Origin of the sequence: Xanthomonas sp. NCPPB 3005 (assembly GCF_041228095.2) — a bacterium.
GTDB classification, from domain to species: domain Bacteria; phylum Pseudomonadota; class Gammaproteobacteria; order Xanthomonadales; family Xanthomonadaceae; genus Xanthomonas_A; species Xanthomonas_A bonasiae.
The window spans coordinates 4,808,957-4,833,397 of record NZ_CP166096.2 but is presented as its reverse complement, the minus strand read 5'-3'; the positions used below and the strand labels follow the sequence as shown (position 1 = coordinate 4,833,397).

29 protein-coding genes are annotated in these 24,441 nt (G+C 66.9%); 24 read left to right on the top strand and 5 right to left on the bottom strand.

The window, feature by feature from the left end:
• Positions 1-6: 6 nt before the first annotated feature.
• The 16 genes from AB8810_RS20970 to AB8810_RS20895 are packed head-to-tail and all read left to right on the top strand — an operon-like array spanning position 7 to position 10,424.
• The gene (locus tag AB8810_RS20970) at positions 7-378 is read left to right on the top strand and encodes a hypothetical protein (RefSeq protein ID WP_369914766.1); all 372 of its coding nucleotides are present in this window, start codon (positions 7-9) and stop codon (positions 376-378) included.
• Position 379: 1 nt separating this feature from the next.
• Positions 380-760 carry a flagellar basal body rod protein FlgC gene (locus tag AB8810_RS20965; RefSeq protein WP_369914765.1) on the top strand — a complete coding sequence of 127 codons (381 nt, stop codon included), beginning with the start codon at positions 380-382 and terminating at the stop codon, positions 758-760.
• 2 nt (positions 761-762) lie between these two features.
• Entirely contained in the window at positions 763-1,062 is a 300-nt protein-coding gene (locus tag AB8810_RS20960) for a flagellar hook-basal body complex protein FliE (protein ID WP_369914763.1), read from the top strand.
• A 12-nt stretch (positions 1,063-1,074) separates the two neighbouring features.
• On the top strand, positions 1,075-2,430 hold the full coding sequence (fliF, locus tag AB8810_RS20955; RefSeq protein WP_369914762.1) for a flagellar basal-body MS-ring/collar protein FliF: 1,356 nt from the start codon (positions 1,075-1,077) through the stop codon (positions 2,428-2,430).
• Positions 2,427-2,876, top strand: coding sequence for a hypothetical protein (locus AB8810_RS20950; protein ID WP_369914761.1), 450 nt, complete (start codon positions 2,427-2,429; stop codon positions 2,874-2,876). Before fliF ends, AB8810_RS20950 begins: the two co-directional genes overlap by 4 nt.
• The gene (locus AB8810_RS20945) at positions 2,873-3,532 is read left to right on the top strand and encodes a FliH/SctL family protein (protein WP_369914760.1); all 660 of its coding nucleotides are present in this window, start codon (positions 2,873-2,875) and stop codon (positions 3,530-3,532) included. The genes AB8810_RS20950 and AB8810_RS20945 overlap by 4 nt, the downstream gene beginning before the upstream one ends.
• The gene (locus AB8810_RS20940; protein ID WP_369914759.1) at positions 3,529-4,872 is read left to right on the top strand and encodes a FliI/YscN family ATPase; all 1,344 of its coding nucleotides are present in this window, start codon (positions 3,529-3,531) and stop codon (positions 4,870-4,872) included. The genes AB8810_RS20945 and AB8810_RS20940 overlap by 4 nt, the downstream gene beginning before the upstream one ends.
• Positions 4,862-5,308, top strand: coding sequence for a hypothetical protein (locus tag AB8810_RS20935; RefSeq protein WP_369914758.1), 447 nt, complete (start codon positions 4,862-4,864; stop codon positions 5,306-5,308). Before AB8810_RS20940 ends, AB8810_RS20935 begins: the two co-directional genes overlap by 11 nt.
• Positions 5,305-6,054 (top strand): hypothetical protein, encoded by a 750-nt coding sequence (locus AB8810_RS20930; protein ID WP_369914757.1) that lies wholly within the window; start codon positions 5,305-5,307, stop codon positions 6,052-6,054. Before AB8810_RS20935 ends, AB8810_RS20930 begins: the two co-directional genes overlap by 4 nt.
• Entirely contained in the window at positions 6,044-6,460 is a 417-nt protein-coding gene (locus AB8810_RS20925; RefSeq protein ID WP_048490582.1) for a flagellar hook assembly protein FlgD, read from the top strand. Before AB8810_RS20930 ends, AB8810_RS20925 begins: the two co-directional genes overlap by 11 nt.
• A gap of 9 nt (positions 6,461-6,469) precedes the next feature.
• On the top strand, positions 6,470-7,639 hold the full coding sequence (locus tag AB8810_RS20920; RefSeq protein WP_369914755.1) for a flagellar hook-basal body complex protein: 1,170 nt from the start codon (positions 6,470-6,472) through the stop codon (positions 7,637-7,639).
• Positions 7,639-8,385 carry a hypothetical protein gene (locus AB8810_RS20915; RefSeq protein WP_369914754.1) on the top strand — a complete coding sequence of 249 codons (747 nt, stop codon included), beginning with the start codon at positions 7,639-7,641 and terminating at the stop codon, positions 8,383-8,385. The genes AB8810_RS20920 and AB8810_RS20915 overlap by 1 nt, the downstream gene beginning before the upstream one ends.
• A 17-nt stretch (positions 8,386-8,402) precedes the next feature.
• The gene (locus AB8810_RS20910) at positions 8,403-8,657 is read left to right on the top strand and encodes a FliM/FliN family flagellar motor switch protein (protein ID WP_369914753.1); all 255 of its coding nucleotides are present in this window, start codon (positions 8,403-8,405) and stop codon (positions 8,655-8,657) included.
• On the top strand, positions 8,654-8,998 hold the full coding sequence (locus tag AB8810_RS20905; RefSeq protein WP_369914752.1) for a hypothetical protein: 345 nt from the start codon (positions 8,654-8,656) through the stop codon (positions 8,996-8,998). Before AB8810_RS20910 ends, AB8810_RS20905 begins: the two co-directional genes overlap by 4 nt.
• The gene (gene fliP / locus AB8810_RS20900) at positions 8,982-9,740 is read left to right on the top strand and encodes a flagellar type III secretion system pore protein FliP (protein ID WP_369914751.1); all 759 of its coding nucleotides are present in this window, start codon (positions 8,982-8,984) and stop codon (positions 9,738-9,740) included. The genes AB8810_RS20905 and fliP overlap by 17 nt, the downstream gene beginning before the upstream one ends.
• A gap of 6 nt (positions 9,741-9,746) precedes the next feature.
• Positions 9,747-10,424 (top strand): sigma-70 family RNA polymerase sigma factor, encoded by a 678-nt coding sequence (locus AB8810_RS20895; RefSeq protein WP_369914750.1) that lies wholly within the window; start codon positions 9,747-9,749, stop codon positions 10,422-10,424.
• A gap of 366 nt (positions 10,425-10,790) precedes the next feature.
• Here AB8810_RS20895 and AB8810_RS20890 read toward each other — a convergent pair whose 3' ends face one another.
• Positions 10,791-12,119 carry an acetamidase/formamidase family protein gene (locus tag AB8810_RS20890; RefSeq protein WP_369914749.1) on the bottom strand — a complete coding sequence of 443 codons (1,329 nt, stop codon included), beginning with the start codon at positions 12,117-12,119 and terminating at the stop codon, positions 10,791-10,793.
• Positions 12,120-12,379: 260 nt separating this feature from the next.
• On the opposite strand from AB8810_RS20890, the gene AB8810_RS20885 reads away from it, so the two are divergent.
• The 3 genes from AB8810_RS20885 (at position 12,380) to AB8810_RS20875 (ending at position 14,711) form a co-directional block, all read left to right on the top strand.
• Complete coding sequence (locus AB8810_RS20885; RefSeq protein WP_369914747.1) at positions 12,380-13,006, top strand: DUF2076 domain-containing protein; 627 nt, start codon at positions 12,380-12,382, stop codon at positions 13,004-13,006.
• Positions 13,007-13,445: 439 nt separating this feature from the next.
• Complete coding sequence (locus AB8810_RS20880) at positions 13,446-13,805, top strand: hypothetical protein (RefSeq protein ID WP_369914746.1); 360 nt, start codon at positions 13,446-13,448, stop codon at positions 13,803-13,805.
• A gap of 81 nt (positions 13,806-13,886) precedes the next feature.
• Positions 13,887-14,711 (top strand): alpha/beta fold hydrolase, encoded by an 825-nt coding sequence (locus AB8810_RS20875; RefSeq protein WP_369914745.1) that lies wholly within the window; start codon positions 13,887-13,889, stop codon positions 14,709-14,711.
• A gap of 58 nt (positions 14,712-14,769) precedes the next feature.
• Here AB8810_RS20875 and AB8810_RS20870 read toward each other — a convergent pair whose 3' ends face one another.
• Complete coding sequence (locus AB8810_RS20870; RefSeq protein ID WP_369914744.1) at positions 14,770-15,987, bottom strand: glycoside hydrolase family 30 beta sandwich domain-containing protein; 1,218 nt, start codon at positions 15,985-15,987, stop codon at positions 14,770-14,772.
• Positions 15,988-16,457: 470 nt separating this feature from the next.
• Here AB8810_RS20870 and AB8810_RS20865 point away from each other — a divergent pair, with 470 nt between their 5' ends.
• The 3 genes from AB8810_RS20865 (at position 16,458) to AB8810_RS20855 (ending at position 19,938) form a co-directional block, all read left to right on the top strand.
• The gene (locus AB8810_RS20865) at positions 16,458-18,545 is read left to right on the top strand and encodes a DUF4350 domain-containing protein (protein ID WP_369914743.1); all 2,088 of its coding nucleotides are present in this window, start codon (positions 16,458-16,460) and stop codon (positions 18,543-18,545) included.
• A 177-nt stretch (positions 18,546-18,722) separates the two neighbouring features.
• Positions 18,723-19,484, top strand: a complete 762-nt coding sequence (locus AB8810_RS20860) for an AAA family ATPase (RefSeq protein ID WP_369914742.1) — start codon at positions 18,723-18,725, stop codon at positions 19,482-19,484.
• Positions 19,485-19,617: 133 nt separating this feature from the next.
• Positions 19,618-19,938 (top strand): DUF3817 domain-containing protein, encoded by a 321-nt coding sequence (locus AB8810_RS20855; RefSeq protein WP_206230297.1) that lies wholly within the window; start codon positions 19,618-19,620, stop codon positions 19,936-19,938.
• Positions 19,939-20,042: 104 nt separating this feature from the next.
• Here the strand turns inward: AB8810_RS20855 and AB8810_RS20850 are convergent, their stop codons facing one another.
• A complete protein-coding gene (locus AB8810_RS20850; protein ID WP_369914741.1) occupies positions 20,043-20,576 on the bottom strand; it encodes a hypothetical protein in 534 nt (177 codons plus the stop codon).
• A 267-nt stretch (positions 20,577-20,843) separates the two neighbouring features.
• Between AB8810_RS20850 and AB8810_RS20845 the strand changes: the two genes are divergently transcribed.
• A complete protein-coding gene (locus tag AB8810_RS20845; RefSeq protein ID WP_191826851.1) occupies positions 20,844-21,176 on the top strand; it encodes a hypothetical protein in 333 nt (110 codons plus the stop codon).
• A gap of 26 nt (positions 21,177-21,202) precedes the next feature.
• Here AB8810_RS20845 and AB8810_RS20840 read toward each other — a convergent pair whose 3' ends face one another.
• On the bottom strand, positions 21,203-22,294 hold the full coding sequence (locus AB8810_RS20840; protein WP_369916695.1) for a DUF1615 domain-containing protein: 1,092 nt from the start codon (positions 22,292-22,294) through the stop codon (positions 21,203-21,205).
• A 74-nt stretch (positions 22,295-22,368) separates the two neighbouring features.
• Entirely contained in the window at positions 22,369-23,208 is an 840-nt protein-coding gene (locus AB8810_RS20835; RefSeq protein ID WP_369914740.1) for an NAD(P)H-dependent oxidoreductase, read from the bottom strand.
• 84 nt (positions 23,209-23,292) lie between these two features.
• On the opposite strand from AB8810_RS20835, the gene AB8810_RS20830 reads away from it, so the two are divergent.
• The gene (locus AB8810_RS20830; RefSeq protein ID WP_191826853.1) at positions 23,293-24,186 is read left to right on the top strand and encodes a LysR family transcriptional regulator; all 894 of its coding nucleotides are present in this window, start codon (positions 23,293-23,295) and stop codon (positions 24,184-24,186) included.
• Positions 24,187-24,441 lie beyond the last annotated feature (255 nt).

Below are 24,441 nucleotides of genomic sequence, written 5' to 3'. Positions count from 1 at the left end.
GATGTCATGGCGCACGATCTGACCGTCGATGCCGTACGTACGGCATTGGGCGTAAGCAAACTGAAAGCGGAAGTCGCAGGCTGGAACATCGTCAACGCGTCCGCCTCCAGCGCCACCCGTTTCGTCGTCGACGATACCGAGGCCGCGCGTCTGCTGGAAGCCGCGGCGGGCGCGACGCCGCAGGACGTCGCCGGGTTGCTGCACGACCCGGCCAAGGGGTCCCTGGTAGTGGTGAACGAACGCAACGATCTGCCGCAGGCCTCGCTCGACGAACTGGTCGCCGATTCCGTGTCGGCCGGCCTCAACTATCAGGCGCTGACCGAATCGCTGAGCCGGCATTTCGGCCTGATGCGCCTGGCAATTACCGGAAGGAGCTGAGATGGGCATCGATGCAATCCTGGAAGCAAGCCGCGCAGGCATGCAGAACGAACGGCTGCGGATGGATGAGGCGGGCCGGAACATCGCGGTCGCCAACCGCGCCCTCGATCCGAACCAACTGACCCAGGCCGGTCCATCGTTCGCGACGCTGGTGGGGCAGGACGAGGGCGTGTCCGCGGCGCGCGAGCTCGGGACGCGAACGGTGCTGGATCCGAAGCATCCGATGGCCGACGCGAAGGGCATGGTGCACTACCCCGCGGTGGACATGGTGGGCGAAATGACCACGCTGATGACGGCCAGTCGCGGCTATGAGGCCAATGTCCGGTCCTTCAACGTGTTGCGCAGCATGGTGCTGCGCGCGTTGGAAATCGGAGGCAAGTGACCATGTCGGCGATAGAAGCGGTGACATCGCTGCTGGCCCATGCCGGAACGGAAGCGCCCGTGGCGACGTCGGCGCTGCAGCCGGCCGACTTCGGCCGCATCGTCGAACAGGGCATGGTCAAGGTGGATCAGGCGCTGGGCGCGGCCGACCAGAACGTGCGCGAGTTGGCCGCGGGCCACGATATCGCGCCGCACGACTTGATGATTTCCCTGGAAGAGGCGCGGATGCACCTGATGCTGTTCTCGGAGGTGCGGAATCGACTGATGGAAGGCTATCAAGAGCTTTCCAGAATGCAGCTTTAAGGACCCGGATACGTGGCGTTTCTAACCAATACCTACTCCACCCTGAGCCCGTCGCGGCGCCGGGGCCTGCTGCTTGGCGCGCTGGCGATCGTGGTAGTCACTGCCGGCGCGCTGTGGTGGGCGCTGTCCTCTCGCCAGGCGCTGTTGTTCGGGGACATGAAGGAATCCGATGCCGCGGAGGTCTCTGCGGCGCTGGACGAGTGGAAGGTGCCGCACAGCTATACCGATGACGGAAGCGGGATCCTGGTCGAGCAGTCCCAGGTGCATCCGCTGCGGATGCGCCTGGTATCGGCCGGCATTCCCAAGGGCGGACACGTCGGTTTCGAGCTGTTCGATCACAGCGATCTGGGGGTCACCGAGTTCGCGCAGCGCATCAGCTACCAACGCGCGCTGCAGGGCGAGATCGAGCGGACGATCGCGACCATTCCCGGGGTGCAGAACGTACGCGTGCATTTGTCGATTCGCCGTCCGGGCATGTTTCTGGCCGAGGATGGCGAGTCCAAGGCGTCCGTTGCAGTCGCGCTCGCGCCTGGCGCACGGCTCGATGCGCGACAGGTGGCTGGCATCCGCAACCTGGTCGCCGCGGCGGTGGATGGTCTGAAGGCTGATTCGGTCGTCGTCGTTGGCCCCTCCGGGTTGCAGCTCAGTGGCGCGGAGGCCGATGGTGGAGAGGCCGCTAGCGAGCGTGGCAGTGCGGCGCGCACGCTCGCTGCGCAATATGAGAGCGACATCCGCAAGCTGCTGGCCAATGCGCCCGGGGGCGAGAACGCTGCGGTCTCCGTCAACGTCCAGATGAACTTCGACAAGGTGCGCAAGACCAGCGAGCGCGTGGTCGACGCGCCAGGCCAAGGGGCGGGAGCCGTTGTACGTCGCAGCGCAAGTTCGGACAAGGCGACGGAGGGTGCCGGCAATGGTCTGCTCAACGAGCAGATCGAGTACGCGCACGGAACAGACAAGGAAGAGGTGACGAAGGCGACCGGCAGGATCGAGCGCATTTCCGTCGCAGTCGTATTGGCGGCACCGGTCGATGCCTCGCAGCAGCAGCATCTGCAGCGGCTGGTGGCGGCTGCGGTCGGCGTCGATGCGGCACGCGGCGATGTCGTGGAAATCGGGGTGATGCCTGCACCTGCGCGGGTGTCGGCTTCGGGAACAGCGCTTGTGCCTGCATCGCGGTCTATCGTGCGGTCGGCGCCGCTGCAGCGGGGGGGCATTCCGATGTTGGTTGCGGTCTTTGCGGGCTTGGCTGGGATCGCCGTCGGGCTTCTGGCCGGGTGGCTGATGGCCCGCCGTGCCCGCTACCTGAGTCCGCGCGAAAGCGAGGCCGCCGCGACGCAGATTCGCGCCTGGCTGGCGGTGGCGCCGAAATGATCGCGCCTGAGCGGGTCAAAATGGCTGCATTGCTGGCGAGCGTCATGCACCCTCGCGCCCGGCGCGCATTGATCGCGTCGTTGCCGTCGGGGGTGGCTGAGCGCATCGAGGCGGAAGCTGCGGTCGTGCGCAAGCGGCGGTGGGATATTGGATCGTTGGTCACAACGATCTGCGGCCGGCAGGCGCGCCACGCGCCGGGTCGCCATGGCGAGATGGATCTGGATCGCCTGGTGGCGCTGTCGCGGACGCTGGACAGCGGTTCGTACAGCCGCCTGGTTGTCGCGCTCGGAATGGATGCGTCGGATTTCCTGTTCTCGTTGATCGACGTGCGCTTCGCCGAGCGGGTGCGCCGTGACATGCGCGACTGCGCTGCATTGGCGCCGGCGGTTCGCGAAGCGGTGGTGGCCGCGGCACATGGCCGCTTGACGGACGGAATGCCGCAATGAAGCGGTCCGCCTGGCAGGAGGGGCTGCATCAACCTTGGCATGCGGCACGTGCGGCGGCGATGGACGCCTCGTCAGGCCCGTCTGCGGACGATTCGCTGCAGGAGGCGTTCGCCGCGGCGAGCGAGCGCGGCTATCGGGAAGGATGGGCAGCTGCACAGCAGGATGCCGCTGGCGAAATTCAACGCGAGATCGCCGCTGCCAGCGAACAGCTGCGGGCAGGCGCTGACGAAGAGCGTGAGCGGCTCGCCCAGACGCGCCGTCAGTTGGAGGCGCTCTTCGACGGATTGACGGAGGCCATCGATGCGCAGGCCAGGAGCGCGCAGGAAGTTGCTGTCGAAGTCAGCTATGCTGCGGTCGCGAAGGTGGTTGGCGAGCAGTACGCCAAGCGAAGCCTCATGCAGTCGATTTGTCAGCAAGCGGTACAGACCGCGAAGCACCGTATCGCGGCGGTTCGCCTTTCTCCGCAGGACGCGGTGCTGGAACTGGCCGACCTGCAGGTGGACCTGATCGCCGATCCGGCGCTGTCCGCCGGGCAGTGCGTGATCGAGACGGCCGCAGGGCACCACGAACTCGGGCTCGATGTCCGCCTGGAGGCATTGAAGCTGGCGCTGCTTGCGGGCTTCGCCGCTCATGTGGCGGAGGGGGGCGCATCGTGAGCCTGTTGGCGCACCTGCTGACGGAGATCGAGCGACAGCCCTACGTGCTGCGTCGTGGGCGGGTCACGGCATTCAACGGCCTGGTGATCGAGGCCGACGGGCCTGACGCCGGGATCGGCGAGGTATGCGAAATCTTCAGCGACCGTCTCCAAGAGCGCGTGCGCGCGCAGGTGGTCGGTCTGAAGAACGGACGCACACTGTTGCTGCCCTACGACGGCGTTGCCGGTCTGTCGGCGGGCGACGAAGTTTGCGCGACGGGCCGCATGCTCGATGTGCCGGTAGGCATGGAGCTGCTTGGGCGCGTGGTGGATGCCTTCTGCCACCCGCTGGACGGGTTGGGCGCAATCCGCGAGGACGTCCGCTATCCACTGCATGCCGCTGCGCCGAATCCTCTGCACAGGCAGGAGATCGACCACGTCCTGGAAACCGGCGTGCGCGTGGTGGATGCGCTGTTGACGCTGGGCCGGGGACAGCGCATCGGCATCTTTGCCGGCAGCGGTGTCGGCAAGAGCTCGTTGCTCGGCATGTTGTCGCGCAATGTGCAGGCCGATGTCGTCGTCTTGGCGCTGATCGGCGAGCGCGGCCGAGAGGTCGGCGACTTCGTGCGGCAGTCGCTGGGCGCAGACGGACTCAAGCGCAGCGTGGTGGTTGCGGCCACTGCCGACCAGCCGGCGTTGGTGCGTACGCATGCCGTTCATGCCGCGCATGCGATCGCCGAGTTCTTTCGTGATCAGGGCAAGTCGGTGTTGCTTGTCGTGGATTCGATCACGCGCTTCGCGATGGCGCAGCGCGAAATCGGGCTTGCGGTCGGCGAACCTCCCACGTTCCGCGGCTACACACCGTCGGTCTTTTCCTGGTTGCCCAAGATCGCCGAACGTTGCGGCAACCACGGCCTCGGCTCGATCACTGCGATCTACAGCGTGCTGGTGGAAGGCGACGACTTCAACGAACCAGTGACCGACCACATGCGCGCGATCCTCGACGGACACATCGTGCTGGACCGCGAATTGGCCGCGCGCGGACACTACCCCGCCGTCAACGTGCTAGGGAGTGTCAGCCGCCTGATCGGCCGTCTGGCGTCCGAGGACGAGCTTTCTCTGGCCGTCCAGGTCCGGCGCTCGCTTGCGCTCTATGAAGCGTCCCGCGACATGATCGAGCTCGGGGCGCACCAGCGCGGAGTCAACGTCGAACTCGATCAGGCAGTGGATGTCTGGCCTTCGCTCGAGCGCGTGCTCCGGCAGTCGGCACATGCGGCGTCCTCGCGTGCGGAGGCCCTGGAGCACTTCGCTGCTGCGCTGCGCCCTGTGGCCGGTCGCGTGGAGGCCAGTCATGCAAGATAAGCGGCTGAAGTCCTTGAAATCCCTCGCCAGGTTGAAGGCGCTGGGCAAGCAGCAGCAGGCGGATGCCTTGCGTCTTGCCGCTGCCAGCGAGCATGGTGCGCGCGTACGAAAAGTCGAGGCAGATACGACCGTCGCGTCCATCTCCGAGTGGAAGCGAAAGACCGACGCAGCGGGTGGCTTGCGCGTGGCGTTGTACGCGGAAGCCATCGTGGCCGAGTCGCTTGCCCAGTCTCATTGCGACGCGGTAGCGGAGGCGTTGCTGGCCGTGCAATGGGAATTGGCGCTCGGCCAGCAGGAGTATCGGCGTGCGGCGGCGGCGCATGAAGCGGTGCAGCGGCGCGTCGATGCTGCGCGGCGAAGCGCGCTGCTTGCTCGCGAGCGGTGCGCGCACGAAGAGAGCGTTGCCCTGTGGGCGAGCGCGAGGGGAATCGCATGAGCTCCCACGACGTTCTGCCTGCCGCCCGTGCGCCGCAGGACGCGGAGAGGACACCTGCGCGGGCACGCGCGAACGGCGACCAGGACCGCAAGGACTTTCGCGATTGGGTGGAGAAGGATGGCCATCCGCCGTACCCCGCCTCGGCCCACCTGCAAGTAGCAGAGGTGCCGACGACGCCCGCGGCACGTGCCGCATTCCGCGCGGTTGCCGACCATGCGGTGGAAGCCAGCGTGCTCTACGAATGGCAGGCCACTCCAGGCTACGCATTGTCCCAGCTGTCTCGACCGCGGGGACTTGCCCCGATGCCGGTGTCGCTGCAGGCAGCAGAACAGATTGCCGCGCGTGCCGAGTCCGCAACGTTCTGTGCACCTCTGCAGGCGTTGCCCGCTGCGCCCAATGCGTTGCCGGAAGCGGCTGCGCTTTTCGCAGCCTTCGCTGGCGCGGTCCTGACGGGTGCAGCGCATCCGACGGACGCCGCCTTGTCCATGTCGGCTGCGGCGGACCGCGCGGTCCTGGTTTCCGCGGCCGAACGCTGGAGCGACCGCTCTATCAAGCGCGTGCTGGATGCCGAGGGCACGGTGACGATCTGGGTGCGGGACTACCGCATGAGCGGCAGCGATACCAAGGCCCTGGTCGGCGCATTGCTGTCCGAGACCGCGAACAGCGCAACCCATCGGATCATGTTCAATGGCGCCGAGGTCTGGCGCCGCCCCACGACGCGACAGGGAGACGGCAGTGGCAATTGATGCAATCGGTGGCGTGGTCAACAACGGCAGCGCCAGTGCACAGACCAGCAAGACCATCGACCAGGAAGGCTTCATCAAGCTGTTCCTGTCGCAGTTGCAGTTCCAGGATCCGCTGGAGCCCGTCGACAACCGCGAGTTCCTGGCGCAGTTGGCGCAGTTCAGCAACCTGGAGCAGTCTCGCCAGCTCAGCTTGAACATGGAAAGCATGCTGACCATGACTTCCTCCAGTCAGGCCTTGAGCCTGCTGAACCACGCGGTGGAGGTCTCCAAGGCGGACGGCACCACGGCGACGGGGTCGATCAAGGCGGTGCAATTCACCGCGTCCGGTCCGGAACTGACTGTGCAGACGACCGGCGCGGTCCTGACTGGCATCCGCCTGCCGCAAATTTCCCTCGTGCGACCCTAAGGAGCCGCCATGTTTCAGGCCCTGTACAACAGCCTTTCCGGTCTCTTCAGTTTCTCCAAGAGCCTGGATACCGTGAGCAACAATGTTGCCAACATGAACACCCCGGGCTTTCGCGGAAGCGATGCCTTTCTGGAGAACCTGAGCGGCGAGCACGGTACACGCATCGCAGGTCAGGGGCTGCGTACCACGGCGGGTGATCTCAGGCAGACCGGCAACGCGACCGATGTCGCCGTGGAGGGCGCGGGCTACTTCGTCCTGCGCGACAGCGCCGGTGCACTGCACTACACGCGCGCCGGACAGTTCGCCTTCGACGACCGGGGCATTCTGATCGACGGAATCAGCAAGTTCGAGGTCATGGCGATCGACACGGATGGCCGCCTGTCCCCAGTGACGCTTGAAGGGCACAGGACGCTCGCCGCCAAGCCGACGACCGGCGTGACGCTGAGCGGCAATCTTTCGCCTACCTCCAGCGGGAGCGAGGTCAAGAACATCTCGGTCTACGATGCCGCCGGCGCCACGCATACGCTGAAAGCCGCGTTCGCCGTGGCTAACACCGGAACGGGAACGGGGAGTTCGCGCCGGTTCACCGTCACCATTACCGATGAGTCCGGCGCACAGGTCGGTAGCGGCGAACTGCGCTTCAGCACGGCCGGCTCGCTCGAGGCCGGGTACGGCACGGTCGACGCCACGCTTGCCTTGCCCGGTGGGAGCCAGAAGATCACCTTCAACTTCGGAACGCCTGGCACCTTCCAGGGCACCACCAGTCTTTCGGGGTTGACCGACAACGTCAGCGCTACGGTCGACGATGGCAGGCCGGTGCTGGGCATCACGGCACTGGCTTTCGACGAGAAGGGCGTTCTGCAGATCACCTACAGTTCGACCGAGAAGCAGCAGGGCCAGCAGCTGGCGCTTGCGGCGTTCAAGAGCGAGAGCACCCTAAAGCTTTCCAGTGGCCGACTACTGTCCGACGCGGAAAGCCAGCGCAGCGAGCTGGGGCGTGCGGGCACCAGTGTTTTCGGCAAGATCCAGGGCGGCAGTCTGGAGATGTCGAACATCGACCTGACACGCGAATTCGCCGACATGTTGATCATCCAGCGCGGATACCAGGCGAGTTCCCGGGTGATGACGGTCAGCAACGAGATGATCGAGCAGCTCTACAACAGTACGCGCGGCGGCTGATGGAAACGTACCGCATTGGTTGGCAGGCGGCCGCCACGCTCGCCGAATTGCATGGAACGCTGGCAGAGCGGCTGGCCCGCTGGCAGGCCGCCTGGCTTCCGCAGGCAGGCGCGCCCTGTGCGATCGCGCCATGTGCCGTAGATACGCCGGCGCTGCGTGACGCGTCGCTGCGCTGGTTGTCGCTCGGTGCTGCCGGTTCGGGGCGGTTCTTGCTCGGCGTGCAACGGCCAGCGTTGAGCGCCCTCGGCGCCGCGGTGCTGCAGTTGCCGAGTCAGGCGACGCCGGCGTTGGCGGTGGAGGTCGCCCTGTCGGCGCTTTCCGCGCTGGCATGCGAACTCGGCGCGCTGCGGGGCGAGGTCGTGCAGGACGCCGATGGTGTCCCGCCATGGCAGGACATCAGCAGGGCTGGTGGACTGGCCGGTACGGTGACCGGACTGGCGGTGCCGCTGTGGTTTTGGGTAGACCGCGCATGGTGCGATGCGAATGCTATGGCGCGCGCCGTATCCGCACAGCGTTCCGGCTTGAGCACGCGCGTCTCTTTGCTGGGCACGCAGTGCCTTGCGGTGCGTGCCGAATTGGATATCGGCGAGATCGAGTTGAGCGAGGTCAACGGCCTGCGCGTCGGCGAGGTGCTTGTGGGTGATGCCTCTCTTGAAGCCGCGGTAAGGCTGGTGATCGATGGCCGGATTCTGGCGCAGGGCGTGCTGCGCGACGAGCACGGAACCCGTTCCGTGTCCATTGTCTAGACGTGGGAAAGTTAGAAATGGTTGATGAGAGTAATCCGGTCGCGCGCGACTACGAGATGTTCGGCCACGTGAAAGTCACCTTGGTGGCCGAGGTCGGAAAAGCAGAATTGACGATCGACGAGGTGCTGTCGCTGAAGGCCGACAACATCGTTGCGCTGAATGAGTCGAGCGAGGCGGTCGTGACGCTGCTCCTCAACGGAAAGGCGCTGGCGCGCGGGGAGTTGTTGGCCGTCGGCGACACCTTGGGCGTACGCATCCTCGAAATCCTATGAGCCTTGCCGTCACGTTCGCAGCGATTCCCTATCGCCGCACGGGCGTCGTCGAGATGTCCGATGTCGGCCAGATGATCCTGTGCACGTTGCTGTTGCTTGCCATTGCCGTCGTGGCCCTGGTCGTTCTCAAGCGCAAGGGATGGCTGGCACGATGGTTGGGCGAATCCGCGGCGTTGGATCAGACGCCTGCCATCAAGCGCATCGCGCACACGCGCTTGAGCCGCAGCACGGTGGTGCATCTCATCGAGGTGACGGGGCGTCGCCTGGTCGTGGTCGAGTCGAAGTCGCATATCCGCATGCTGCCGCCGGATGCCGTGGAATCCCATGATCCGATTCTCTAATTCATCGATCGCCAAGATGGGCGCAGTGTCGCTGGGAATCGGCCTGCTGCTGTTCGGGTTCCAGGCGCATGCCGACACGCTCGGCGATGCGCTCAAGAGCGCCGGTTCTCCCGAGTTCACCTCGACGCTGCGCATCGCGGTGCTGATGACGGTTCTGTCGTTCATCCCTGTAATCGTGATCGGAATGACATCGTTCACCCGGATCATTGTGGTCCTGGCATTGTTGCGGCATGCGTTGGGGATCCCGCAAACGCCACCGAACAGTGTCCTGATCGCTCTGGCGATGCTGTTGACACTGTTTTCCATGGGGCCGGTCCTGGACCGTATGAACACCCAGGCGATCGCCCCCTACCTTCATGACAGAATCGGCGCAGAAGAAGCCGTGTCGCGGGCTGCGCCGGTTCTGCGGGATTTCATGATCAGGCAGACGCGCGAATCGGATCTTCTTGCGGTCACGGAGATGGCGCGGGTCGCACCACCGAAGAAGGTGGAGGACATCCGCTTCACCCATCTGGCCGCCGCCTTCATGCTTAGTGAGCTCAAGACGGCGTTCCAGATGGGGTTTGTGATCTTTCTTCCGTTCCTGATGATTGATCTGGTGGTCTCGGCAGTGTTGATGGCCCTGGGGATGATCATGCTGCCGCCTTCGACGGTCAGTCTGCCGCTCAAGATCCTGCTGTTCATCCTGATCGACGGATGGGTGCTGGTGTCGAAGACCTTACTGGGCAGCTTGTGGACGTAGCTCCGCATGGACTCCCTGGAGATTGAAGCCGAGCTGTGGAGGCGGTTCAAGGTCGACAACGATCTTGTCGCGCGCGACTATCTGCTCACACAGTATTCGCCATGGGTCGCCTCCGTGGTAATGACGGTCATGCGCAGGGCCGGGAGCCGCGATCTGGACCGGTCCGATCACATGCAGAACGGGCATGTCGGCTTGCTTGAGGCGATGAATCGTTATCAGCCACAGAAGGGCGTTCCCTTCCTGCTGTACGCCAAGGCCAGGGTGCGGGGCGCCGTCTTCAACGGCATCCGCGCGAGCACCAAGTCACAGCGTTATCCGAAGGAGCTGGCGCTAGTCGAGGTCGCGGACCGCGATGAAGAGGGGGACACCTTTTCCGAGTTCGTCTCCGCGATCGTGGGGATCGCGCTCGATCAGATGATCGAGCAGGCGGCCGATGCCTTCTGCGAGGGCGAATCGTTGCAACAGGCACAGAATGGAAAGCTCATCAAGAACGTGCTGCTCGGCATGCCTGACAATATTCGGCTGATCTTCGTTTCTCATTATTACCTGCATATGCCGTTTGTCAGGATCGCGGAAGATCTTTGTCTAAGCAAAGGTCGGATATCGCAGTTGCACTCGAAAGGACTAGGTATCTTCAAGTCCTATCTCGCCGAGCGCGGATACGCTAAGAGCGACTTCATATAGCGATGGTGACGCATCCATGATGCGATCTCATGCGGCCGTGCTTCTTTGCCCGGCCTTGTCTTGAGTGGCAGGATCTGCGATGTCTTGCCGACGTCTAATGGTGGCCACGCGCAGTAGGGTGCGTTTACAACATTGCAAGTGGGGCCTATGTGGCCGAAGCGCGTCGCATGTCCGAACTGAATGAGGTCGCGCACTATCGCGGTCCCATCTGATTGGGTGGGTTGGTGTGATCTTCTCCAATGGCATACCGATGCCTACACTTGATATCGCGGGATTGGATCGTGCCGTAGAAGAGGGCGAGATGCGGCGCACTGGCTTCTGTTGCTGGGAACCGGAATAGGTGCGAGTCGACGTCCCTGCATGGCGCTATCGCGCATGCTTTGCTTTCTTGGCGAGATCCAGCTCTGATCGGCTCGGCAAATACAACGTAAGCAACACCGCCTTGTCGATGCTGGCGGCCACGCCGATGCTGCGCCCGGCGAGATTGGCCACCCGGTAATGCACCGCCACGCCCAGCACCTGTGTGGCCTGCGCCAGCGAAAGCCCGTAGTCCTGCTGCAGCCAGTGCAGCATGCCGGAGGTGGCCACGCGCAGCGCGTCGTCGCTGGAGCCGGCCTGGCCCAGGGTCATGATCTGCTCGGGCGATTCGACCCGCGGCATCGCGATCGCGCGATGCTTGATCAGTTCGACCCGCAGTTCCACGTCCAGCGACGTCTCCAGCGCCCACTGCGTGGTCTCGCCATCGCCCTGCAGCGCGTGGCCGTCGCCGAGATAGAGCAATGCGCCCGGCTGTTGCACCGGCAGGTACACGGTAGTGCCCTGGACCACGGCATTGAAGTCCATGTTGCCGCCGCTGGCGCCGGTATCGCCGGTGGACAGGGCGGCGCTGCCGAAGCCGGGCGCCAGCGCCAGGCCGCCGAGCATCGGCCGCAGCGGGATCGCGAAGTGCTGCATCGGCCCTTCGCCGTCGACGGGTCGCGCAAGTGCCGCATCGCGGTCCAGGCGCCAGCGCACGTGCTTGCCGAGTGCGGCGGCCTGCGCGGCCACCCGCGGGGTCTGCAGGCGCCCGACCAGGCCGTCGAGGCTGTCGGCGGAGTCGCGGTTGGGCCGCAGCGAGACCACGTGGATGGCGAGCGTATCGCCCGCCTCGGCGCCGGCGACGAAGAACGGCCCGACCTGCGGATTGCCGAACAACGCGCGGGTGACGCCGCCTGCATCCACGCCGCCGGAATCCAGCGTCTGCGTGCGCAGCGTGTCGCCCGGCCAGAGCACCAGCACCGGCGGGCGATCGGCACTGAAGGTATTGGCGTAGTCGCTGGGCACGAAGTCGTGCGTGCGCGGTGCGGCGGTGTCGCGGGCCGGCACGCGCCAGGCGTCGAACGCATGGAAGGCGCGCACGTCGGCGGCATTGGGATCGGGCTGGTCGCTGCGACCGCGCATGCGTTCGCCCTCCACGCGGCCGTCGAAGCGGTAGACGCTGCCATCGGCGGAGGTGGCCACGAAGGCGAGCGCATCGCCATGGCGGGTGCCGCGAACCGGCGCGTTGTCGAGCCGACCCTGCAGCTGCGTGCCGGTCGCGTCCAGCTCGAGCGTCTGATAGCCGCGGTTGCCCCACAGATCCGTGGCCACGATCCATTGTTCGCCGCCCCAGGCTGGCGCCGATGCGATCAACGCCAGCGTGGGTATCCACTGCATTCTTCGCCACTGCATCGCCGAGCACCCTGCGTAGCCGTATTTGACTACAAGTGTAGTCACTGGCGATCGGGTCGTAAATGCCGGAAGTCATGCCGGAATCGACGCGGATGTCGGCGATTGCATCCTGATGCGAGCGCGCCAGCCTCGGGGCTTTGATGAATGTCGCCGCACCAGGCCGCGCAGCCGCCCTTGGCGCCGGCGCGTCCGTGCCCATGCTGTGCCTGCCGGCATCGAGCCGGTCACCTCTTCCAGGTATTGGTATGACTCCGCAAGAACAACAGCTACTCGAAGATTTCCTGGCCCGCGTGCGCAGCGCCAGCGGCGTGGCGATGGATCCGCAGGCGGACGCGTTGATCCGCGAGCGCCTGGCCGGCCAGCCCGATGCCGCCTATTTGCTGGTGCAGCGGGCATTGCTGCTCGAACACGCGCTGGAGAACGCCAAGGCGCAGATCGCGCAGCTGCAGCAGGCCGCGCCGCCACCGCCGCCGCCGGCTGCGAGTTTCCTGGGCCAGGGCTTCAATGCGGGGCCGCCGCCGTTGCCGCCCGTGCCCGCACCGCAGGCCGCACCGGGCTGGCGCGAGCGCTTGTTCGGCGGCGGCGCCAGCGTGCCGGACCAGGCGCAGGTCGCGGCGCCGGCCGCGCGCGGTCCCAGCTTTCTCGGCACCGCGGCCACCACGGCCGCAGGCGTGGCCGGCGGCATGTTGCTGTTCGAGGGCGTGGAGAGCCTGCTTGGCAGTCACCACGGCGGTTTCCTGGGCGGTGGGTCGTCGCAGCCCACCGTGGTCGAGAACGTCACCAACAACTACTACGACGATGCGCCGCTGCAGGACGCCGACCAGGACTTTTCGGACGATGGCAGCCTGGGGGGCGACGACAACTGGACCTAGGGATCTTGGCGTTCCCGCTCGGCAGGCCCATCGATGAGGCTGCCGAGCGGGCCTTGCACGGCCATGGCGCCTGCGAGTTCCGCTCGGGGATAGTCGTGCTCCTTCCCTAAGACGTGGCTGTCGCATATCCGCACTGCAGTGTTGGCCGGTGGACGCTGCTTTTTAGTCGGCGCCAGGGTGGGTTTCGCTGCGGCGGACACCACCCTGGTACCAGCGATCCGCCATGCATCCAGTCTTTATCTATTCAAATTTTCCCCTGTTTGCGTTTGCGCAACGAAAGGAAGTGACTGATGTATAAGTGGATCGGTAGCGGGCATGGCTTGGCTATCCATTCAATGTTCTATTCAGTCACTCCCATGAGTGACTCCCGCCTCCGCGACTCGACCGCGCTGCCGCTCAGCCAGGGAGCCTCGACCGCGACGATGCACGGCGGCTTGGCGTGTACGGCTGGTTCGGCGTGCTGATCGGCAACAACGACATGCCCCTGGGCAATGCGGGCGCCTTGCTTGCCGATACGCGCCCGCTGGCGCTGGCCCCTTCCTACGACATGCTGCCGATGGCGTTGCGTCCTGCGGCGAGCGGCGAAGTGGTCGAGCGCGACTACACGCTGGCGTTGCCCACACCGGCATACCGCGACGACGGGCGCGCCGCGGCAGCGATGGCGCTGGAGTTCTGGGAGCGCGTCGCACAGGCCGCGGCCACTTCTGCAGACTTCCGCAGTCTGCGGCGAGCGCATTGGCGCAAACCGCGCGAGCGACGCAGCGCATCGGCTGACATCGATGCGGCGCGGCGCCATTGACGCCTTGGCAACATTGCGCTCACGTACGCCGGACATGCCGGCATGGAAGCTTGCGGTTCCTTCCCTTCGTGAGCCACGACCATGACTGCAGCACAATCGCGCGTCCGCCTGCACGTTGAAGACACCGGCGGGAGCGGTCGGCCCGTGGTGCTGATCCACGGTTGGCCGTTGTCGGCCGCGGCATGGCAGGCGCAGGTTGGACCGTTGCAGGACGCCGGCTACCGCGTGGTGGCCTACGATCGCCGCGGCTTCGGCCGCTCGGACAAGCCAGCCGACGGCTACGACTACGACACGCTGGCCGACGACCTGGCAGGCGTGATCGAGGACAAGGACCTGCACGACGCCGTGCTGGTGGGCTTCTCGATGGGCGGTGGCGAGGTCGCGCGCTATGTGGCCAGGCACGGCAGTGCGCGCCTGGGCGGGGTGGTGTTCGCTTCCGCGGTACCGCCCTACATGCTCAAGACCGACGACAACCCGGACGGCCCGCTGAGCAAGGACAAGGCAGAGGAAATGAAACAGGGACTGACCGCATCGCGCGAGACGTTCTTCGACCAGTTCACCCGCCAGTTCTTCAGCGCCAACGGCGCGCTGAAGGTCAGCGAGGCGCAGCGGCAGGAGGCGATCGCGCTGTGCCAGCAGAGCGACCAGACCGCCGCGCTCGGCTGCATGCAGGCGTTCGGCACCACCGACTTCCGCCGCGACCTGGGCGCGGTCGATGTGCCGGCCCTGGTGCTGCATGGCGACGCCGATGCGACGGTCCCGTTCGAAGGTTCCGGGCAGCGTACCCATCGCGCCATCGCCGGCAGCACGCTGGTGGTGTTGCCGGATGCGCCGCATGGCTGCAATGTCAGCCATGCCGACGCGTTCAATGCCGCGTTGTTGGCGTTCCTGGCCGGGCTGGACTGAGCGTCCGCCGGCCGGGTGGCAGTGGACGCATCGCCACTGGCGATGCGTCGCGGCTGCGCTAGTTGCTGATGAACGTCGCCACGCTCTGCGGGTCGACATAGAACGCGGTCTGGCCGTTGCTGACCTGGTACGCGCCGCCGTAGCCGACGTTGACGCTCGCCGAGGTGCTGTACTTGGTGAAGCTGGCGGCGCTGCCGCTGGGCAGGCTGACCTTCAGTTCGCGGTACTGGGTGCCGGTGTTGACCGCGACCAGCACGATCTTGTTGTCGGCGCGCTTGTAGGCGGTGACCGCGACATCGCTGTACGGCGCGGCGGTCGCGCCGATCCGCTTGGCGCCGGGACGCACGAAGCGCGCGTACTGGGCCATCGCGTAGCCGCGCTTGCTGACCGCGCCGCCTTCGGTGATCAGGCCGTAGCTGCGGCGGATGTACCACCAGATGTAGGCGCTGTAGTTGGCGGCCATGCTCTTGTGCAGCTCGCTGGCCACGCCGAGCGCGGACGGCCAGGCGTTACCGTCGGTGTTGTCGGTGTAGTGCTCGGTCATCCACAGCTGCTTGCCCTTGTTGCGCGCCAGCGGATAGTCCTTCGGCTGCACCCCGTACAGATGGCCGCCGATGATGTCCACGTGCTGGCTGGCGCTGCTGTTGAGCAACGCATCGGTCAGGTTGGGATTGAAGTTCAACGACTCGGCAGCGAGCACTTTCAGGTTGCCGAAGCTGGCGCCCTGGGCGCTGAGGAAGTTGGTGAAGTCGCTGGCGTTCCATTCCGCCGACTCGTAATCCGGGTGCCAGTCCGGCTCGTTCTGCACGGACAGCGCGTACAGCGGCGCGCCCTTGCCGGACATGTAGCTGGAGAAGTCCAGCAGGTGCTTGGCGTAGGCGCCGTAGTACTGCGGCAGCAGCTTGCCGCCGTTGTTGAGGCTGTTGTTGGACTTCATGTACGCCGGCGGCGACCACGGCGTGGCCAGCAACACCGCGCCATGCGAGCGCGCACGCACCGCGGCCGGAACCTGCAGGCTCCAGCCCGAGCTGGAGGGGTCGATGCGCATGCGCATGATCGACAGGCCGATCTGGCCGTTGTCGCTGCCGAAGGCCAGATCGACCTGCGCCGGCGTGAGGTCGGCGATCCAGCCGGCGCCGCTCATGCCGCCGAATCCCTGGATGGTCTGGTAGGTTTCGCTGGGCGTGACGGTGACGTTCTGCGCAAGGGCGGGCGCGGCGGAAAAGGCGGCCGTGGCCATCGCCAGCAGGGTGGCGAGGATCCGTGGTGTTCTCATGGGTGGCTCCGGGGGAATGGAACAGGGGTTTGTGGCAGGGCGTGACGCTACGCCGTCGACATGACATAGACAATCGGTGCATGCGCCAACTGCGGCAAATGAGATGCAGCGCGCAGGCAGCCAGGGATCGTTTCCGCGAAGCGCGTTGCAGGCGCATGGGACAGTCGCGAGGCTGTCTTGGGACACGCGCCGGTGCAGGCGGATGCGCTGCGTACTGCGTTCGTCAGCGTCTTGCATGCCGCCCCAGGCGCGTCATGCGGGCGTCGGCGCGCGCTGCCAGGACAGCGCACGCCGCCCAGTACTGCAGCAGGCGACCCTGCGCAGGCAACGGGCGATTGCCCGTTTTGTGCACAGTTGCGCACCCAAGTTCGACAAGTTGCACAAGTGGCGTCCCCCACGTACGCGCACAATGGGCGGTGGCGACGGCTCGGGGTTGCTCGCCGCCTTTCCCACTATCGACGAGTTCGCCTATGCCATCGCCTTCCTGGTTCCCGCAGCGCGCGATCGCGCTGTTGTTCGGCACGCTGTTCGCAATGGCGGCGGCATTGCCCGATGCCCGCGCGCAGGCCACGCGCTATGCCGATGCCGCGCCGTTGCTGCTGGGCGTGGCCTGGTATCCGGAGCAATGGCCGGAGGCGCAGTGGGAACACGACCTGGCGCTGATGGAGGCGGCGCACGTGCGCGTGGTGCGGATCGGCGAGTTCGCCTGGAGCCGCATGGAGCCGCGCGAGGGCCAGTACGACTTCGGGTGGATGGACCGCGCCATCGCCGCGGCGGCGCGGCACCAGATGGTGGTGGTGCTCGGCACGCCGACCGCGGCGCCGCCGGCGTGGTTGACCCAGGCGTATCCGGACACGCTGCGCGTCGGCGAGGACGGCGTGCGCGACGAACACGGCAACCGCCAGCAGTTCTCCTTCGCCAGCGCGCGCTATCGCCGTTTCGCCCATGCCATCGCCGAGCAGATGGCGCAGCGCTATGGCCGCAATCCGCACGTGGTCGGCTGGCAGCTGGACAACGAGTACGCGCAGGCCTCGTTCGATCCGGAGGCCAAGGCGCAGTTCCATGCCTGGCTGCAGCGCAAGTACGGCAGCATCGAGGAATTGAACCGGCGCTGGGCCACCGCGTACTGGAGCCAGACCTACAACGACTTCGCGCAGATCCCGGTGCACGAGGACGGGCAGAATCCGGCCCTGCTGCTGGAGTGGAAACGCTTCGTCAGCGACACCTGGACCGACTATTCGCGCAACCAGATCGACGCGATCCGCCCACATGCCGATCCGCGCCAGTTCATCACCACCAACACCATGGGCTGGTTCGCCGGCTTCGACGCCTACAAGGTGCACGAGGTGCTCGACATCGCCGCCTGGGACGACTACGTCGCCGGCGAGCGCTACGACTGGGTGGACAACGCGGCGCGCCACGATCTCACCCGCGGCTACAAGCAGCGCAACTACTGGGTGATGGAAACGCAGCCGGGCTTCGTCAACTGGCGCGCGACCAACGTGGCGCTGCGCAAGGGCCAGGTGCGGGCGATGGCGTGGCAGGCCGTTGCGCACGGCGCCGATGCAGTCGCGTACTGGCAGTGGCGCGCGGCGCCGAACGGGCAGGAGGAATACCACGGCACGCTGGTCGGCGCCGATGGCGAGCCGGTGCCGGTGTATGCGGAGATCCAGCAGGTCGGCGCGGAGTTCGCCAAGGCCGGCGCGGCGCTGGCGGGGACCACGCCGCACGCGGACGTGGCGCTGATCAACGATTTCGACAGCCGCTGGGCGCTGGGTTTCCAGAAGCACTCGGCCGACTTCGATCCGGTGGTGCAGATGAAGTCGTTCTACCGCCCGCTGCGGCAGCAGGCGCAGGTGGTCGACGTGGTTTCGGCGCTGGCGCCGCTGGACGGCTACAAGCTGGTGGTCGCGCCGTCGCTCAACGTGCTCAGCGAAGCGCAGGCGCAGCGGCTGAAAGCCTATGTCGAACGCGGCGGGCATCTGGTGCTGGGCCCGCGCAGCGCGATGAAGAACGCCGACAACGGCTTGCAGCCGCAGCGCCAGCCCGGACCGCTCGGCGCGTTGCTGGGTGGCCGCGTGCAGCAGTTCTATGCGCTGGACAAGCCGGTCCCGGTCGCCGGTGCGGCCGGCGAGGGCAGCGCGAAGATCTGGGCCGAGCAACTGCAGGCGCATGCGGCGCAGACCGAGGTGCCGTTGCGCTACGGCCAGGCCAACGGCTGGTTGGACGGCGAGCCGGCGGTACTGACCCGGCGGGTCGGCAAGGGCCGCATCAGCTACGTCGGCGCCTGGCTCGACGACGCCACCCTGGATCGCCTCACCGGCGACTGGCTGCGCGCTGCGCAGGTGCGCGCGCCGCTGGCGGACGTGCCGGCGGACGTGGAGGTCGGCGTGCGCAGCGACGGCCGCCGCCGCGTGCTGGTGCTGATCAACCATGGCAGCGATGCGCAGCAGGTGCGTCTACCGACGCCGATGCGCTCGCTGCTGGGGACGGGCGCGGCCAGCGACGTGGTGCAGCTGGCGCCGGAGGGCGTGGCGGTGCTGGACGACCGTCGCTGAGCGCGATCGCGATGCGCGGCCGACGCCGTGCGGCCGATCCGTGCCTGCGGCAGGTGCGGATCGGCGCAGGAACGGCCATGGCGGATGCCCCGCGCTGCGCGCGCATTGCGCGCAGTGCGCATCGCCGCGACACTTGACGCCGTGGCGCCGGCCTCCCCGCCGGCCGGGAGGGAACCCGTGCGCGCGATCGATGCCGAGCACTATCTGATGGATGTCACGCTGAAGCAGGACCGCGTGGCCTCGATGCAGGCCTGGCCGTATTCGCTGCCGGCGGTGCGCAACCTGGGCGTGCTGCGCTTCCATCCCAAGGTGACCTTCATCGTCGGCGAGAACGGCAGCGGCAAGTCGACCCTGCTGGAAGCGATCGCGGTGGCCTGGGGTTTCAATGCCGAGGGCGGGACCCGGAATTTCAACTTCAGCACGCTGGCGTCGCATTCCAATCTGCACGAGGCCTTGCGCCTGGGTCGCAGCGGCCGCCGTGCGCGCGACGGGTTTTTCTTGCGGGCGGAGAGTTTCTACAACGTCGCCAGCGAGATCGAGCGTCTGGATCGGGCGCCATCGTTCGGCGCTCCCGTCATCGACAGCTACGGCGGCGTGTCGCTGCACGCGCAGTCGCACGGCGAGGCGTTCTTCGCGCTGATGCTGCACCGCTTCGGCGGCAACGGCTTCTACGTGCTGGACGAGCCGGAGGCGGCATTGTCGCCGTCGCGGCAGATGGCGATGCTGACCCGGCTGCATCAGCTGGTGCAGCAGCGCTCGCAGTTCGTGATCGCCACGCATTCGCCGATCCTGATGGCGTACCCGCATGCGGACATCCTGCAGATCGGCGAGGATGGCCTGCAGCGCGTGGCGTACCGCGACACCGAGCACTACCGGTTGACGCGCGCGTTCCTGGAGCAACCGCAGCGCATGCTCGATACGTTGCTCGGCGGCGATTGACGCCGTGTTCGCCGCGACCCAGCGCCGACGGCCGGCGCCGTGTCTGTAGAATGATGGTGCCAGCGGGCGTCGCCGCCGCCATCGCGTCGCGGCGTCTTTCTTCCCACTGGAGTTGCCTGTGCCTTCCCATCCGATGTCGCCTGTCGGGCGGCTGTTCGCCGCCGCCGCCTTTTTCGAGGGCCTGACCTGGGCCGGCCTGCTGCTCGGCATGCTGCTCAAATACGGTACCCAGACCACCGAACTGGGCGTGTGGCTGTTCGGCCGCCTGCACGGCGTGGCGTTCCTGGTCTACCTGGTCGCGAGCGTGATCGCTGCGGTGCGCCTGCGCTGGCCGTGGTGGGCGTGGCTGTTGAGTCTGCTGGCGGCATTGCCGCCGCTGGTCACGGTGCCGCTGGAAATGTGGTTCCGCCGCATCGGGCTGCTCGGCTTGCCGCGGCAGGGCGTGCGGCGATAGGGGGAGCAGGGCCAATCACGCGCCGCTCGGCTTTTCTGCTCGGCGCAAGGCATAAAAAAAAAGCGGCCCATGGGCCGCTTTTCCTTGTCCATTGCCGCCGCCGCTCAGCCGCTGGTCACCAGGTGGATGCGGTGCTTCTTGGCGTAGGCATTCTGCGCGGCGTCGAGGGCCGTCGCGTCCTTGTCGAGGGCGTCCGATTCGGTGTTCAGCCGTTCCAGCAGCGGCTGCACCTGTGCCTGGGTGTAGCCGTCGGGCAGCGCGGTGATTTCCTGCAGCGTCGCCAGCACCGTGTCGGTGTTCTTGTAGTACGACTTCAGCTTGGCGTCCATGTCCTGCGCGTCTTCGGGAATGCCGAAACCTTCGTAGCCCCGGTTGGCGCTGGCGATCTGCTTGCGCGGATTGTTCAGCGCGTTGCGGTGCGGCTGCATCGACTTCAGTTCGCTCGCATCGGCCAGCAGCTGCTCGCCGCGCTCGCCGCCGATCCACGGCGCGGTCACCGAGGTGATGCCGTTCCAGGCCGAGACGTTGTAGGTCAGGTAGTCCTCCGGCGACATGTTCTTTTTGCCGGTGGTGGGGTCGCAGGCGGACAGCGCGGTTGCGCACAAGGCCAGCAGGACGAGGGTGAGGAGATGTTTCAAGAGGAGTTTCCTTGGTGGGAACACGCTGTCCGCCGGGCGACCGGCACGGGAGCGAAAGGCAAGGAAATCGACGCATGCGGCATGCCGGGGCGCGGCTGGCGCGATCATCCTTGATGGGTGCAATGGCGGCAGTCCGGGCCGGTAACGCGTTCTGCGCAGGCGATGCGCGGCAAGTATAGCGGCAACGCTGCGCCGGCGCGGTTGCCGCGCGCGCCAGCCGCTGCGGCGGCTCTAGAATGCAGGCGATAAACGCAGGCAGTGCAGACGATGGGAAAGCGTCAACGACGGCAGCATGAGAACGCAGCTACGCGCGGATTCGGCCGCCGTCTGGCCGGCAGGTTGCGTTGGCCGGTATCGCTGCTGGTCGTCGCGCTGGCGGCGGCGAGCGCCTTGTTGAAGCTCTACGGGCTGGTGAAGGCAGTGCTGAGCGGCGTGTACACGAGCGGATCGCGCTTCGGCTCGCCTCAGGTGTATCTGCTGGACGCCGATCCCGGGCGCTATTGGTTCTGGATGGCATGGGACGGGGTTTTCACCCTGCTGTTGCTGCTGCTGGCGGTGGCCATCGCGTGGGTGTTTCTGGTGCTGGACAAGCCGAAGTAGCGCGGCTTTGGGACATGTCGCTGCGGTCACCTGCCCATGCAGCGGCGCCAGCGGTCGGCGACGCGCTGCGCGAACCAGGCGGTGGTGAGGGTGCGGGTGATCTTCGGACTTTCCAGGGTGATGCCGGGCAGGATCGCGCGCGGCAGCGGCTTGCCGGCGCTGCGTTCGGCCAGTGCGAACACCTTGCGGTAGAGCGCGGTGTCGCCGAAATCGGCAGCGTTGCCGCGCTGCAGGGCGCGGCGGATCTCCTTGTCGTCCAGCGCCAGGCGCGAACCCAGGCCGCGCGCGGCGCGCTCGGTGGCGCCGGGCTGGTCGATGTCGCTGCCGGGGATCAGCAGATCGCCGTCCAGCGCCAGGGTGGTGCCGCTGGCCTTCGCCAGTGCGGCCTGGAACGCCGCATTGCGGCTGGCGTACCAGCCGGCGTTGAAGTCGGCGAAGCGGTACAGCAGCGCGTCGTAGTCGCTCGGGTAGCCGAGCAGGTGGCGGGTGCCGAACCACACGCCGCCGCGGCGGCTGAACACCTCGTGGCGCACCGTGTCCTGCTGCGCATACGGATACCCATCGGTATGCGCTTCGGCGAAGGCGATGCTCACCTGCATCGGCCCGCCGGTATGCACCGGGTTCAGTCCGCCGAACAGGCGCTGGCCCAGCGGCACGCTGTCGGCGAAGTCCTCGAAGATGCCGCTCAGTTCCTGCTCGGTGCGCGCGCTGGCGATGCGCTCGCCGTAGCTGCGGCCATTGGGCGAATTCACTGCCAGCGCCGCGTCGAGCATGAACGCGGGAACATGCAGCGCGGCCGCACGGCGGCCGAGTTCGGCGCGCGAGATCCTGCCCAGGCCGGGTACCGGCGGATTGGCCTGGTAGGTGGATTCCTGTTCGATCACCGCCAGCACCGCGCAGATGTTGTCGGCGCTGGTAGCCAGTTCCTGCGAGGACAGCGCCACGTACACGTCGTTGGCCCAGCCGCTGCGGTCGGGGATCGCGGCCGGGATGCGCCGTGCGATGTCGGCCTTGATCTCGGTCGGCGTGCGCTCGGGCGCGCGCGGTGCCTGCGTGGCGCAGGCGCCGAGCAGCAGGGTGGCGCACGGGACGAACAGGCGGGCGAATGTGGGGGCGATCACGTGCGGCTGGACTCCGATGGCAGGCGCGGCGCAGTCGCCGCACGCGCCATCCTACCGTCCAGCGCGGCGCTTCATGTCTGAGGGATCGGCTGGTCGTGCGCGGGCGATGCCGCTGCGGCGCGCTCTTCCTCGCACCCCATCACATGCGCGGCGAACCCGACCTGGCCCTGGGCGACCTGCGGCCGCAGCGTCAGCTCCGGAATGGCGTAGTCGCCGCCGTTCTGCTTGCGGAACGCGATCGGCGCGGCGCTCCACAGGGTGTCCAGGCGCTGGCCGAGCGTGTCGCGGATCTGTGCGAACCGATCCGCGTCCATGCGGCTGCTGCGATAGACCACGAACGGCGGCAGCACGTCGAAGCCGGGGTAGTGCAGGATGCCGTGCTGGATCGGGAACAGCACGTCGTCGATCGGGCCGTTGATGCCGCGCGGCGCGTAGTGCGATTCCCAGCCGCCGGTGGTGACGATCAGCATCGCGCGCTTGCCGGCCAGCGTGCCCTCGCCATAGCGGTCGCCCCAGCGCGCGTCGGAATGTTCGCCGACGCCGTAGGCGAAGCCGTAGGCATAGACACGGTCCACCCAGCCCTTCAGGATCGCCGGCATCGAGAACCACCACAGCGGGAACTGCAGCAGCACGGCGTCGGCCCAGCGCAGCTTGGCCTGCTCGGCGGCGATGTCCGCGCTCTGGCGGCCGTTGGCGAACGCGCGTTTGGAGTCCAGCGACGGATCGAAGCGATTGCCGGCCGTGCCGTCCAGGCTGTCCTGCGCATCGAGCGTCGGCTTCCACTGCATCGCATACAGATCCGACACCTGCACGTGGTGGCCGGCGGCCTGCAGATGGTGCACGGCGAAGTCCTTGAGCGCGCCGTTGAGCGATGTCGGTTCGGGATGGGCGTAGACCAGCAGGACGTTCATGGGCGATCTCGGCGATTGGGATGCGCCAAGGTAGGTCGCGGCCCGCTATAGTGGAAATGAATTACGGGAATTCCAGCTATAGCCATGCTTAATTTCGGACGCCTGGACCTGAACCTGCTGCTGACCCTGGACGCGCTGCTCGCCGAGCACAACGTGACCCGCGCCGCCGCGCGCCTGCACCTGTCGCAGCCCTCGGTCAGCGTGCACCTGGCGAAATTGCGCGAGGCGCTGGACGATCCGCTGCTGCTGCCCGGGCCGCGCGGCATGCGCCCGACCGCGCGTGCCGAGGCCTTGCGCGCGCCGCTGCGGCAGGCGCTGGAGGCGCTGCAGCGTGCGGTGGCGGCGGATGCGTCGTTCGATCCCGCGCAGGCGGGCAACAGTTGGCGCGTGGCCGCGACCGACTACGGCGAATCGACCATCCTGCGGCCGGCGCTGGCGGCGCTGCGCAGCGCGGCGCCGGGCACGCGGCTGGCGGTGCTGGAAATGGCGCCGTTGCAGATCGCGCGCCAGGCCGAGCAGGGCGAGATCGACCTGGCCCTGCACACCCGCGACGGCGCGCCGCCGAACCTGCGCCAGCGCACGCTGTTCGCCGAGCGCTATGTGCTGGCCGGCCGCGCCGGGCATCCGCGGCTGCAGCGGCGCCCGACGCTGGCGCAGTTCTGCAAGCTCGAACACGTGATCGTGTCGCCGGACGGCGGCGGGTTCAGCGGCGTCACCGACGCGGCGCTGCACGCGCGCGGGCTGCAGCGCCGGGTGGTGCTGTCGGTGCCGCATTTCCTGTTCGTCATCGATGCGCTGCTGCGGACCGATCTGGTGGCGATGCTGCCGGAGCGATTGGTGCGCGCGCATCCCGGGCTGAAGGTCTGTGCGCCGCCGGTGCCCGTGGCCGGCTACGAAATGGCCATGCTCTGGCACGAGCGTGTGCATCGCGATCCGGCGCATCGCTGGTTGCGCGAGCAGATTGCCGCTTCGGTGTGAAGGCAGCGCTACAGCCTTTTCCAGTGTTTTACATGGTGCGGAAGCGGCTGCGGATAGCGTTGGGTCAGCGGTCGCGATGGGCTGTCTGTCGCGGCTGAAGCCGCTCCTACAAGGGTGTGCGGCAAGCCAGCAAGGGCATGGCAAGCCGGTTGAATCCACTGTAGGAGGGGCTTCAGCCCCGACGCTTTTTCCCGATGTCGTCAGGCCCACCGTTGCGGGTGGCCCGAGGCGACCCGGCGCGGCTCCTGCAAGGAC